The following is a 12,270-nucleotide window of genomic DNA, read 5'->3' as shown; positions in this document are numbered from 1 at the left end:
TTGTCTTGGTTTGGCTCGATTGAGCCCCGGTTGGTCCGATTGTCTGGCAAAACTGGAGTTCGGGCTCAGTTGACGCGGTTGACCGTATGGTTTCCGGAATTCAAATTTGAAAATAAAAGAACGACCCCGCAAGCGAGCAAGCCTTTTGGCCAGACTTTCGCCGCGGGTATCCTGTGCTCAAAACCGGCTGGATTCAGCCTTGTTCCTGACCGACCGTGATGATTGTCGGCTTGTTTTCCGCCAGCAGTCTTTTTGCCACGCGCTGTACATCTTCCAGCGTGACGGCGTTGATTTCGCTGTTGCGGCGGTCGAAATAGTCAATTCCAAGGCCTGCATTTTGCAGGGCGACCAGCTGCCGCGCGATTTTGCCGGAACTGTCAAAGCGAAGCGCGTAAGACCCGGTTATGAAACGTTTGGCCGCATCCAACTCTGCGTTGGAGGGGCCGGTCGTTGCCATGCGCTTGAGCTGATCAAGCATCACTCCAACCGTCTCCGCGGCCCGCGCAGATTGTGTCGCCGCCGACCCGATAAGCAGCCCCGTGTGCCGATAGGGCGAAAGTGATGTGCTTGCGCCGTAGGAAAGTCCCCGTTTTTCACGCACTTCCTGATACATCCAGGAAGTAAAGGTTCCGCCGCCGAGAATGTGGTTCATGACGTACGCCGCCTGATAATCCGGATCGTCTCGCATGAGACCCGGCACAGCGAGAAGAATGGTCGTCTGCGGAACAGTGAGTTCGCGATGGATAGTCTCTCCCGATAGCGGCGCCAGATCCGAAACTGTGGCCAGGTCTGTTTGCTCGGGAAGGCTTGAAAAAACCTTGTCGAGAATTGGGGCGAGCGTTTCAGCGTCAATGGCACCCACAACACCGATGGTCAGGCCCTGCTTCGAAAGGAGCTTTCCGTGTTGCTTCTGAAGGTCCGCTTTTTCAAGTGCCGCGAGGGTTTTGGCAGTCCCCAGAGTTGGCCTGGCATAACGATGATCGCCGAACATGGCGCCCGCAAGCGAACGGCCGGCGATTGCGTTCGGGTCGCTTTCATTGCGTTTGATCTGCGTCTTCAGTTGCGTTTTCATTCGATCGACGGGAGCTTCGTCGAAACGCGGTTCGTTGACTGCAAGCGCAAGAAGATCCGACGCCTCGGCGAGGGTCGGGCTGAGCGTTCTGAGACTGCCGTAGAAGCGATCCCGGCCGGTGTTGAAGCCGATGCTGACGGCAAGTTCTTCCATTCTGCCTTGAAACTCTTCCGAAGACAGGTCGCCGGCTCCCTCATCAAGAGACGCTGCCAGAAGCCGCGTCAGACCTTCTTTTCCGATCGGATCCTGCGTGGAGCCGCCGTCGAAAGAAAAGTTCATCGCGATGATGGGAACCGTATGATCTTCCACGAGCCAGGCTTCGATGCCTTCGGGGCTGACAACCTTTTGGACTTCGACGGCCTGTGCGAGGCGTGACAGTGCGAAAAGCGTAACCAGCGCGGCAGCGGCTACGAGAGCGCTTTTGTAGAAAGGGGATCTCTGGGCCATGGGTCAGGACTTGTCGTTTGTTTTTGCTGCATTTGTCAGGGCGGCTTCGGGCTCGGTCGGTTGTTCGAACCGCAATTCGCCAAAAACCGGCGTCCCGGTAAGATAAGCCCGGGCCGCTTCGAGTACGTCTTGTGTTGTCACTGCATTGATCTGTGCGGGCCAGCTTTGCACATCTTCGATTGTTTGACCGGTTGTCAGTGCTCCTCCGAACAGGCGGGCGAGACCGGACTGGCTGTCCTGCGCGTAGATTGCGCTTGCAATCATGGTGTTCTTTGCCCGCGTGACTTCCTCTTCCGTGACGCCCGTTTCCAGCAGTTTCTTAAGCTCTTTCGAAATCAGGCGCTCCATATCCATCAATGTACGGCCCGGACGCGGCGCGGCATAGACGCCGAAGCGTCCGTCATCAAGCGCCTGGCTCTGGTAATAGGCGCCTGCACCAATGGCGGCTTCCTGGTCCAGGACAAGAGACTTGTGAAGCCGGCTCGAGGGGCCTTCGCCAAGAATATAAGACAAGACATCAAGTGCTTCCGGTGTCCGGCCCCCTCCATTCGACCGGCTGGGAACGACCCAGGTCTGGGAAATCGTTTCCTGCCGGACACGGGGGTCAGATACGGCAATGCGGCGTTCGCCGGAAAGGGGAGGTTCCGTAGGGCGAACGCGCTCCCCGGGCTCAGCGCGTCTCGCTACCTGGCCATAGGTTTCTGCGGCGATCTTTCTGATCTCGTCCACTTCGACATCGCCTGCGATCACCACGACCGCGTTGTTCGGCGTGTAGAAGCGGTCGTAAAACGCGATTGCCGCTTCCTTGTTGAGCGCTTCTATTTCGCTTTGCCAGCCGATGACGGGTGAGCCGTAGGGGTGGTTGACGAATGTGATGGCGTTCATTGCTTCGCGCAGGCGCGAACCGGGTTCGCTGTCGACGCGGCTTCGGCGTTCCTCCAGGACGACGTCGCGCTCAGGTGCGACAATCTCATCCGTCAGAACCAGATTTTCCATCCGGTCAGCCTCGAGCATCATCATGAGGGGAAGATGCTCCTTTGCGACCTTTTGAAAGTAGGCAGTGTAATCAAGACTTGTGAAGGCGTTTTCCTGGCCGCCGCGTTCCGCAATCATTTTCGAAAACGCGCCGTCGGGATAGTTTTCCGTGCCTTTGAACATCAGGTGTTCAAGGAAGTGGGCAACGCCCGACTGACCTTCCGGTTCGTCGGCCGACCCGACCTTGTACCAGATCATGTGTGTGGCCACGGGTGCGCGCCTGTCTGGAATGACGATCACCTGCAATCCGTTTTCAAGCGTGAAACTCTCAAGGTTGGGTGCGATCGTGAGGCCGCTTGAACCGGTTGTCTGGACTTCAGCGCCGGCAACCTGCGCCATGGTGGCTGTTCCAACGAGGACGACGGGCAACACAATAAACCGAACTAATCTGCGCAGCGGGGAAGAAATGGTTTGGCGAAGCGTTTTAGGGCTAAGGTTCACGTAAATCTCCCGTTATGGCCTGAAAACAAAAAACCTCCGGACAAGACCATCCATATAGGAAGGTTAGTCCGAAGGTCCCATTACAATTTCGTCATCCACGATTAATCGTGAAGTGTTTCAGTTACAATATTGATTTTGCCCTTCAAGGCACCGCGGGTCGACCGGCGTGCTGCTGTAGGGATCGTAATTGGTTGCTTTTCTTTGGTTGGCCTTCTTGATGACGTCCGGCATGGGCGCATCGGGAGACGGTGTGCTGTAGGATGTCGGCGGCTCTGTCAGGAAGCGTCGTGTTGCCAGGCCGCTCTCTTCATACCCTGCCTGCTGTGCTCTGATCTGCTGGAGCCTTTCCCACTCTGCGCGCTGTTCGTCGCGCGTCAGCACTTCACCTTCTGTGATGTCGTTCTCGCGCCGTTCCGCGTCAAGGTCCCGGGTTGCCTGACCCGTGACGCCAGTGATCTTGAATCCACGCATCTGCTCAGGCGTCAACGGCTCCTTGTTCAGGCCGCCCGTGCCCGCGTAAACTTCCTTAAGTTCTTGGAATTGTGTGTTTTCTTCCTGCTTCGGCCAATTCGCGGCATCCGTGCCGGCGACGTCGGTTTCAGGTTCAGGAAGTTTTCCGGGTTCAGCCGGCATGGCAAGGGGCGCCCTTGGCTTGTAGTCGATCGGCTTTTCATTGGGGTCGACTGCTCCCAGGCCCTTCATGAAGGAATTCACCAATGCGACGTCCGGCGCCTGAGAAGTCCCGTCAGCCGCCTGACAGGCCGTCAATGCCCCCAGAAGAACGAATAGCGCGCTCTTTTTGACCCAGCTAAGTTTCGTCCGCACCACAGCAGACTCCCCGATATCCTGTTGAAAGAGTGGGATCAAATATCCCCACCGTGCATCCTGTTCAGCCTTAAACCTTCATTTTGCGGCTGAATTAGGACCATTTCCGAAACTGTCATACAGGAGTGCAGCCACGCCTGCAACGATCCAAACATCAGCAAGATTGAACACATACCATGAGAAGCTGCCCACATGGAAATGGACGAAATCGACCACGGCACCGTAGACGATTCGGTCAATTCCATTTCCGATCGCACCTCCGATGATCATTGCGAGCGCAAAGGCGATCAACCTGGACTGAACGCGCGCTGACCAGATCCATAGCCCGACAGTTATGAGCACCGTGAGCGCTACGAGCAGCCAGCGCCCCAAATCGCTGTTTTGCTGGAAAAGCCCGTAAGACACGCCACGATTCCAGACGAGCACGATGTCAAGAAAGGGAAGCAGCGCAACGGGGCCGTTGGTTCCCAGATCGAATACGAATAGTAGCCATAACTTGCTTGCCTGATCCAGCAAAAGTCCGACAAGAGCAATGCTGAGGACAAAAGTGCTCAAGCGGCCCCAAAGCAGGGGCCGCTTGTCAGATGCCGGCACATTTTGAAGTGGCTCGTTCATGCGTTCTTTCGCGATCAGCCTATGCGGCGGCGTGGGCGGCATCCCACTCGCGCAAAGCCTCTGCGTCGCGCAATGTCACTTCGGGATAGTCCGGATCAGAGCCGACTTCCGGCAGGATCTTCCAGGACCTAGCGCATTTTTGCCCCTCGGCCAGGGCCGGAATGACGGCAACGCCCTTGGTATCGTCGAGCGTGAAGGCGCTGTCTGGCGCCGGATCCGACGACAGCGTCAAGCCGCTTGTAATGGCAATATCGGCCATATTCTGCCCTTCCAGGGCAGCCATCAGGTCCGGATCGGTGACATGAACGATCGGATGCGCTTCCAGAGAGGAGCCAATGCGCTTCTCCCGCCGCTCGATCTCAAGCGCGCCCGTGATCACACGGCGCACTGTCCTGATCTTGGCCCATTTTTTGGCGAGATCTTCGTCCTTCCACGCAGCGGGTACGATCGGGAATTGTTCAAGGTGCACGGACGTCTCCTCGCCGTAGCGGGTCACCCAGGTCTCGTCCATGGTGAACGGCATGATCGGGGCCATCCAAGTCACCAGGCAGTTGAACAGTTTGTCGATGACATAGAGCGAGGCCTTGCGCCGTGTTGAGGACGCCGCATCGCAGTAAAGCGCATCCTTGCGGATATCGAAGTAAAAGGCCGACAGTTCGACAGTCATGAACGTGAAGAGCTGATGGGCGACCTTCTTGTAGTCAAATTCCCAATAGGCCTCGCGAACAAGTTCGTCCAGTTCTGCAAGGCGGTGCAGCATCAGTCTTTCAAGTTCGGGCATCTCCGAAAGAGCGACGTCTTCGCCTGTGGCGTGGGCAAGTGATCCAAGCATCCAACGGAGCGTGTTCCGAAGCTTGCGGTAGCTGTCGACGTTGGTCTTGATGATTTCCTGGCCCAGGCGCTGGTCTTCCCAATAATCCGTCGAAGCTGCCCAAAGGCGCAGAATATCAGCGCCGTACTGCTTGATGATGTCTTGCGGAAACACCTGGTTGTTCAGAGACTTGGACATCTTGCGCCCATCCTCGGCCATGGTGAAGCCGTGTGTCAGGACAGCATCGTAGGGCGCCGTGCCACGTGTTCCACAGCTTTCCAGCAGCGAGGAATGGAACCAGCCGCGGTGCTGGTCGGATCCTTCCAGATAGAGCACGTAGTCATTGCCGCCGTCTTTTTTGCGCTTGGGCTTGAGATCGTCCCGCTGCTCCAGAACAAAGGCATGCGTGGAACCGGAATCGAACCAGACGTCGAGAATGTCTGTCACCATGTCCCAGTCGTCGGCATTATGGTCGTTGCCAAGGAAACGCTCCTTGGCACCATCCGCATACCAGGCATCAGCGCCTTCCTCGCAGAAAGCGTCGTAAATGCGGGAATTGACGGCCTCGTCCTTCAGGATCTCCGCCGTATCCTTGTGAATGAATACCGTGATCGGCACACCCCACGCCCTCTGGCGGGAGAGAACCCAGTCCGGCCTGTTCTCGATCATCGAGCGCAGACGGTTCTGGCCACTTCCGGGCACAAAGCGGGTCGCGTCGATTGCATCTAGCGCCCGCGTGCGCAGCGTGTCGCCTTCTCCCGAGAGTGCCTTGTCCATATAGACGAACCACTGTGGCGTGTTGCGGAAGATCACCGGTTTCTTGGACCGCCAGGAATGCGGATAGGAGTGGGAAAGCCGGCCAAGGCCGATCAGGTTGCCGCTCTCCTTGAGCTTTTCGATGACCGCCTTGTTGGCCTTGCCCTTCTCGCCCTTGTGCGTGATGACCTCGTAGCCCTCAAATCCGGGCGCGTCTTTTGTGTAAAATCCGTCATCGGCGACGGTGAAGGGGATCGCGGTATTGATGCCGCGCGCATCCAGGTCGGCCCGTTTCGCCATCCAGATTTCAAAGTCATCCGCGCCATGGCCCGGCGCGGTGTGCACGAAGCCGGTGCCCGCATCGTCGGTAACGTGATCACCGTCGAGAACAGGGACATCGAATTCGTACCCGCCAAGGCCAAGTTCGGCCAGCGGATGCGCACAGGTGATCGTCTCCAATTCGTCGCCGGTAACCGCGCGAACGCGCTTGAAGTCCGATATCCGGGCATTCTTGAAAACGTCTTCCGCCAGCGCGTCGGCGAGGATCAGGAGATCGCCCTTCTGCACCCAGTTCTCGTCCGGCAGTCCATCCTGGGTCACTTCATAAAGGCTGTATTCAATACGCGAGGAAAAGCAGATCGCCCGGTTGCCAGGGATGGTCCAGGGTGTGGTTGTCCAAATGACGAGAGCCGCGTCCAGCAACTGCTCGACCGCGTCCTGGTCACTGCCACCGGCGGTTTCGACCGGAAACTTTACCCAGATCATGTCGGACTTGTGGTCCTGGTACTCGATCTCCGCCTCGGCCAGCGCCGTCTTTTCAACGACCGACCACATAACCGGTTTGGAACCGCGGTAAAGCTGACCGGATGTGGCAAACTTCATCAGTTCCCGGGCGATGATCGCCTCGCTGTCGAACCGCATTGTGAGGTACGGGTTATCCCAGTCGCCCTCGATGCCGAGGCGCTTGAACTCCTGACGCTGAACGTCGATCCAGTGTTCGGCAAACTCGCGGCACTCCCGGCGGAATTCGTTGATCGGAACCTCGTCCTTGTTTTTGCCCTTGGCCCTGTACTGCTCCTCGATCTTCCATTCGATGGGCAAACCGTGACAGTCCCATCCGGGGACGTAATTGCTCTCATAACCCATCATCTGCATCGACCGCGTGACGATGTCTTTCAGGGTCTTGTTGAGCGCATGCCCGATATGGATGTTGCCGTTCGCGTAGGGAGGGCCATCGTGCAACACGAACTTGTCGCGCGTTTTGCCCTGTTCGCGGAGCTTCTGGTAGACGTCAAGCTTCTCCCAGCGTGCAAGGATCTCCGGCTCCTTCTTGGGAAGGCCGGCGCGCATCGGAAAATCCGTCTGCGGTAGGTTGAGCGTTTCGGAATAGTCGCGTTTGTCTGTCTCGGTCATCGTCAATTCGATCCGGTCGTTCGGGAACGTCGCCCGTCAAATTTGCAGGGTGTTGCGCACCTGTGGTCAGGCAGCAAGAACAGGAATATCCCGGACCCTGGCGCCGCGTATGTCGCGTCAGCCGAAGGCCGGGCAAGTAATTCGCGTGATCGCGATCATCTCAAGGCCGATGAATATGAGGTTCTTGTCGTGCATCGCATGGGACATAGCAGCACTTGCCGGGCGAATAAAGAGGTCTGCGGCAATTCGAGGTCTGCCCCTGTCAAAATTGCAGGCTTTCTTTAACGGCTAACGGCTAATGATGGGGCAGTGTTGATCGTGAGGATGGAATGGCCGCCTATTTTTCAGAAGGGCGCTGGGCGACGACGGACCGCCTGATACCCGCCGGGCTGATGGCAATGGCGGCTTACCTGGCCGTGTTGAGCTATTTCTTCGCCCCGTCCGGTCCTGCCGTGACGCCGCAGGGCGTGCCGATCAACGACTTCCTGTGTTTCTGGCTGGCGGGATCGGAGGTCATGCACGGGACGCCTTACGTTGCTTATGACAACGAGGCGTTTCTGGCCTTGCAACGGCCCTATCTGGAGCCTGGTGCGTTCTACCCGTTCTTCTATCCACCGACATTCCTGCTTGTTTTAGCTCCGCTGGGTGCGTTGGCTGCCATCCCCGCCTACGTGGCGTCGCAGGCCGTCAGTCTCGCCTTTGCCGGGGCTGTCGGCGCCCGGATCCTGCGCAGCTGGCTCGGAATGCTGCTGGTTGCCGCGATGCCGGCAACCTTCAATTCGCTGTTTCATGGGCAAAACGCCCTGTTATGTGCAGCGCTCCTGGGTGCGGCCCTCGTCGCTCTTTCCGAGCGCCGCGAGATTCTCGCCGGGGTTTTCATCGGATTGCTGACCATCAAACCGCAGATGGGTGTTTTGATCCCGTTCGCATTGCTGGCGGCCGGATACTACAGAACTTTCTGTTCCGCTTCGCTCACAGCGATCGCTTTTGCGGGCATCAGCTGGTTCGTGCTCGGGTCGGAAACCTGGATGGCGTTTCTGGAGCAGGCCGCATTCACCGGTCAGGCAACTGATGAGGGTATGGCAGGTTTCCACAAAATGGCCTCAGTCTATGCCTCGGCACGCCTGCTTGGATTCACTGCACCGCTTGCCTATACGGTTCAGGCCATTGCGGCTGTGGCGGCGATCTGGCTGGTCTGGAAGGTGTGGCGCACTGGTGCTGCCTTCGGTCTGAAGGCGGCTGTTCTGGTGTCCGCTGGTTTCTTCGCAACGCCCTACGTGCTGCCTTACGATCTTGCCGCATTGGCGATCGCCATCGCGTTTTTGATGCACGCCACAAACGGAAAACAGGGCTTTTCCTACATGTGGACCCTGGTCGCGGTTGCGGTGCTGGTGTCTGCGTCCTCGCGCTACATCGGCGCGGTTTCCGGCATGCCGCTCGGCTTGCTTGCGCCGGCAATCGTCCTTTTCGTTAGCGTGCGTCTTGTCCATCAGGTTCCAACCGGCCACGAACGGGCAGTTGCATGACCAGTCGAAAGCTCACAACAGTGTTTTGGGAAAAAGGTATCCGCGACGGGGCCTGGCTGACGTGGGACCGGATCGGCTTTGCATGTCTGTGTTCGGCGATCGGTCTCAGTCTCGGCCTGGCCTGGCTTCTGCTGGTTCCGAACGCATTTGCTTCTCCGAACGGCACCGTGCTGATGGACTATTTCAGTTTCTGGTTGGCGGGCCGGCAGGTGCTGTTGGGCGCACCGGAAATCGTCTACAACCCGGTTGAATTTTCCGCGCTCCAAGCCGAGATATCCGGCTCCGAAACAGTCTTCGGTTTCTTCTATCCGCCCACCTTCCAGGTCCTGCTGTCGGTGTTTGCCGCGCTTCCCTACAAGGCCGCCTTTGCCGGGTTCGTTCTTTCGACGACAGCATTGCTGTGCCTGTCCTGCAGGCTGATTACCGGAAACTGGTTGCTTGCCGCGTGCCTCATAATCGTTCCCGCTTGCGCGAACAATGCTTTCCACGGTCAGAATGCAGCGTTGACCGCGGCACTTTACGGGTTCTTCCTGGTCGGCATCGAGCGGCAAAGACTGTGGCTGGCGGGCATCGCGCTCGGAATTTTGACGATTAAACCGCAACTCGGGATACTTGTGCCGGTTGCCCTGATCGCAAGCCTCAATTGGCGTACATTTGTCAGCGCGTCCGTCACGACACTTGCCTTTCTGCTGGTCAGTGTCGCGGTCCTGGGATTTGGCGTATGGCAGATCTTCTGGGCACAGGCGCCCGTCGCCTCGGCAATGATGGAAATCGGCGGTGTTGAATGGGGCAAGATGATCTCGGTCTACGGCAGCTTGCGCCAGCTCGGACTTGGCCACATAGCGTCGATGGCGGTCCAGGCGGTGGCAGGGATTGGTGCGCTCGCGTGCGTCTGGAATGTGTGGCGCACATCTGACGACATGGCCGTCAGGTCGGCCGTTTTGGTGGGCGGCACGCTGCTCGTGACACCCTTTGCGCTCTCCTATGACCTGACGCTTCTGGTCATCCCCTGCGCGTTTTTGATCCGTGAGGGGCTCAGGGACGGTTTTCCGCCCTATGAGAAGGTCTTGCTTGCGGTGGTGATCGGCCTGTCTGCTTCAACCCCGCCATTAGCAATCCTCTTGGGGCTGCCCGTTGCGCCGCTACTGCCATTGATCATTCTGTATCTCGGCATGAGGCGCATGCTGTCGGGCAAAGCCGGGCGGCACGAAACCGGTGAACCGGATCACATCTCGGGGACAGTCTCCGCCTGAATTTCCGTTTTTCGCTTGCGTTCACGATGGGCAATATAGAGCCCGCTAGCAATGATGAGAGCAATTCCGACCCAGGTCGGCCCATCCGGAAAGTCCGAAAAGACCAGATATCCGAACAGCGTCGCACTCACGATTTCAACATATTGAAGGGGTGCAAGCGTACTGGCGCTGCCCCTTTGAAACGCGGCGACGACAAGCCCGTGGGCCGCGAAGGATATTAAGCCGATGACCGCGAGCAGCGCGATCTGTGGCCATGAGGGCAAGACAAACCGAAAGCCCTCCAGTTCCGCAAGTGTTCCGGCAAGAAGCGCGGTGCCCAACAAAAGGGCGCCGGAAAGGCCGGCTCCGAACTGGATGGTGAGAAGGTCGTCTTCGACGGGATAAAGCTTGTTGATCAGAAGATAAAAGGAAAACAGAAAAGCGGTCAGGACGGGCAGAAGACTGACCAGGCCGATCTCAGCCAGGTTCGGACGCAGGATCACGATCGCACCAAGCAGTCCCACGAGGATCGCACCGATCCGCCGGATGCCGACTTTCTCTTTCAGGATCAGGGCTGCCAGGATCGTCAGCACCATCGGTTCGATGAAGAAGATCGAAATCGCAGTGGCAACCGACATGTATTTGACCGCAGTGAAGAAGCTCAGGGAGGCCAGCGCGAGCAGAATGCCGCGCACGAAATTGACAATCGGCTGACGCGACTTGAGCCGTGTGGTGCGGCCGGCTGCAAGCGCAATCAGCAGGCAGATCAGAAACTGAAAGAAGAACCGCCCAAAGGTGACCTCAAGTGCCGGGAGCGCAGATGACAGATATTTCGCGATGATATCCATGATGGGCACGATCAGCATGGCTGACGTCATGAGGAAAATCGCGAACATGGGATTTGGGTCGACGGAGGCTCCCGCCGCTGGGGTTGTCACAACGCCAGATCCAGCAGTTTCATGTCGATTTCAGAAAGCGGCTGCAGGGAGTTCAACGCAGCGCGCGCTTCTTCGCTGTCACGGTCCATTTGCGCGATCAGAGCTTCGGCTGACTCAAATTTTTCCTCGCCGCGCAAGTGGGAGACGAGATGGACTCTGAGGGACTGTCCATAAAGATCACCGGTAAAATCGAACAAGAAGACTTCAAACACCACCGCGCCACTGTCAAATGTCGGCCGCCGGCCATAACTTGCAACGCCGTCGAACCAACCGGTTTCGGTCTTCACCTTGACGGCATAGATCCCCTGAAGCAGCGGACAATCATTGCTCATATGAAGATTGGCCGTTGGATAGCCTAGGTCGCGCCCACGCTTGTCGCCGTGTTCCACGGTCGCTTCAAAGAACCAGCGGTACCCGAGCAAGGCGTTGGCCTGGGCAAGATCACCCTCTGCCAGGCTGTCCCGGATCCGGGTGGAGGAAATGACTTCCGCACCCTCGTCCTCTTCGCGCTGCACGATTGTGACGCCGAAGCCATGTTCGGCGCCGGCCATGCGCAAATAGTCGGGTGTTCCCTGCCGGGCCTTGCCGAAATGAAAGTCGTAACCTGTCACGGCATGGGAAATGCCGAGTGTTTCGATCAGGATATTCTGCACGAAGGCGTTGGCTTCGATGCCGGCAAAATCTCTCGTGAACGGCAGGATAAGCGCACCGTCAAGTCCGCAAACTTTCAGCATCTCGACTTTGAGAGGCGGCGGTGTGAGCCGGTAGACCGGCTTCGAAGGATTGAATACCGTTCTCGGATGGGGCTCGAAGCTCATCGCAAAAACCGGGTGATGTGTCCCGTGGCCAAGTCCTAGAGCGGCATCAAGGACCGCTCTGTGTCCCCTGTGGACACCATCGAAATTCCCGATGGCAACAATGCCGCCTTTCAGATCCTCTGGAAATGCGTCCAGATCCTCGACATGCAAGAAACTGGCGGATTGAGACGGGCTCATGCAGCAAACCTTCGCGCTGTGTGTCGGCCGGATCGGCTTCTTGGGAAGTGGCAGTCAGCGCAAGCGCACGCAAGGTGCCCGCAAGCTGACGCTGGCGAGGAACCTGCCGTCTGTGTGCAAAAACGTCAAGGCCGGTCCCTTCGATGAGCGCGGCTGACTGCCTG

At 57.9% G+C, this 12,270-nt stretch carries 10 protein-coding genes; 3 read left to right on the top strand and 7 right to left on the bottom strand.

The features are described 5' to 3' along the window. Positions 1–193: 193 nt before the first annotated feature. From Q0915_RS24985 to ileS, 5 genes are all read right to left on the bottom strand, one after another. Complete coding sequence (locus tag Q0915_RS24985) at positions 194–1,519, bottom strand: pitrilysin family protein (protein ID WP_299480533.1); 1,326 nt, start codon at positions 1,517–1,519, stop codon at positions 194–196. 3 nt (positions 1,520–1,522) lie between these two features. After that, positions 1,523–2,893, bottom strand: a complete 1,371-nt coding sequence (locus Q0915_RS24980) for a pitrilysin family protein (RefSeq protein ID WP_299480530.1) — start codon at positions 2,891–2,893, stop codon at positions 1,523–1,525. 219 nt (positions 2,894–3,112) lie between these two features. Next, a complete protein-coding gene (locus tag Q0915_RS24975) occupies positions 3,113–3,820 on the bottom strand; it encodes a hypothetical protein (RefSeq protein ID WP_299480527.1) in 708 nt (235 codons plus the stop codon). A gap of 78 nt (positions 3,821–3,898) precedes the next feature. After that, positions 3,899–4,435 (bottom strand): signal peptidase II, encoded by a 537-nt coding sequence (gene lspA, locus Q0915_RS24970; RefSeq protein ID WP_299480524.1) that lies wholly within the window; start codon positions 4,433–4,435, stop codon positions 3,899–3,901. Positions 4,436–4,454: 19 nt separating this feature from the next. After that, entirely contained in the window at positions 4,455–7,415 is a 2,961-nt protein-coding gene (ileS, locus tag Q0915_RS24965) for an isoleucine--tRNA ligase (protein ID WP_299480521.1), read from the bottom strand. Positions 7,416–7,744: 329 nt separating this feature from the next. On the opposite strand from ileS, the gene Q0915_RS24960 reads away from it, so the two are divergent. Together Q0915_RS24960 and Q0915_RS24955 are read left to right on the top strand one after the other, a co-directional pair. Next, a complete protein-coding gene (locus tag Q0915_RS24960; protein ID WP_299480518.1) occupies positions 7,745–8,941 on the top strand; it encodes a glycosyltransferase family 87 protein in 1,197 nt (398 codons plus the stop codon). Further along, positions 8,938–10,194, top strand: coding sequence for a glycosyltransferase family 87 protein (locus Q0915_RS24955; protein ID WP_299480513.1), 1,257 nt, complete (start codon positions 8,938–8,940; stop codon positions 10,192–10,194). The genes Q0915_RS24960 and Q0915_RS24955 overlap by 4 nt, the downstream gene beginning before the upstream one ends. On the opposite strand, the gene Q0915_RS24950 is transcribed toward Q0915_RS24955, so the two are convergent. Continuing rightward, positions 10,167–11,111 (bottom strand): DMT family transporter, encoded by a 945-nt coding sequence (locus Q0915_RS24950; protein ID WP_299480511.1) that lies wholly within the window; start codon positions 11,109–11,111, stop codon positions 10,167–10,169. The two genes, Q0915_RS24955 and Q0915_RS24950, sit on opposite strands and share 28 nt — an antisense overlap. Further along, on the bottom strand, positions 11,108–12,106 hold the full coding sequence (locus Q0915_RS24945) for a bifunctional riboflavin kinase/FAD synthetase (protein ID WP_299480508.1): 999 nt from the start codon (positions 12,104–12,106) through the stop codon (positions 11,108–11,110). Before Q0915_RS24945 ends, Q0915_RS24950 begins: the two co-directional genes overlap by 4 nt. Here Q0915_RS24945 and Q0915_RS24940 point away from each other — a divergent pair. Continuing rightward, positions 12,105–12,263: a hypothetical protein gene (locus Q0915_RS24940; RefSeq protein ID WP_299480506.1), complete on the top strand. Its 159-nt coding sequence runs from the start codon at positions 12,105–12,107 to the stop codon at positions 12,261–12,263. The two genes, Q0915_RS24945 and Q0915_RS24940, sit on opposite strands and share 2 nt — an antisense overlap. Positions 12,264–12,270 lie beyond the last annotated feature (7 nt).

The organism is uncultured Roseibium sp. (assembly GCF_947494555.1).
GTDB lineage: Bacteria > Pseudomonadota > Alphaproteobacteria > Rhizobiales > Stappiaceae > Roseibium.
Note: the sequence above shows the minus strand (reverse complement) of the source record. Positions and strands in the feature narration are given on the sequence as shown.

Coding starts and splice junctions, on each gene's coding strand:
- Q0915_RS24960 (WP_299480518.1), top strand. CDS start 7,745: ATGGCCGCCTATTTTTCAGAAGGGCGCTGGGCGACGACGGACCGCCTG.
- Q0915_RS24955 (WP_299480513.1), top strand. CDS start 8,938: ATGACCAGTCGAAAGCTCACAACAGTGTTTTGGGAAAAAGGTATCCGC.
- Q0915_RS24945 (WP_299480508.1), bottom strand. CDS start 12,106: ATGAGCCCGTCTCAATCCGCCAGTTTCTTGCATGTCGAGGATCTGGAC.
- lspA (WP_299480524.1), bottom strand. CDS start 4,435: ATGAACGAGCCACTTCAAAATGTGCCGGCATCTGACAAGCGGCCCCTG.
- Q0915_RS24985 (WP_299480533.1), bottom strand. CDS start 1,519: ATGGCCCAGAGATCCCCTTTCTACAAAAGCGCTCTCGTAGCCGCTGCC.
- ileS (WP_299480521.1), bottom strand. CDS start 7,415: ATGACCGAGACAGACAAACGCGACTATTCCGAAACGCTCAACCTACCG.
- Q0915_RS24980 (WP_299480530.1), bottom strand. CDS start 2,893: ATGGCGCAGGTTGCCGGCGCTGAAGTCCAGACAACCGGTTCAAGCGGC.
- Q0915_RS24940 (WP_299480506.1), top strand. CDS start 12,105: ATGCAGCAAACCTTCGCGCTGTGTGTCGGCCGGATCGGCTTCTTGGGA.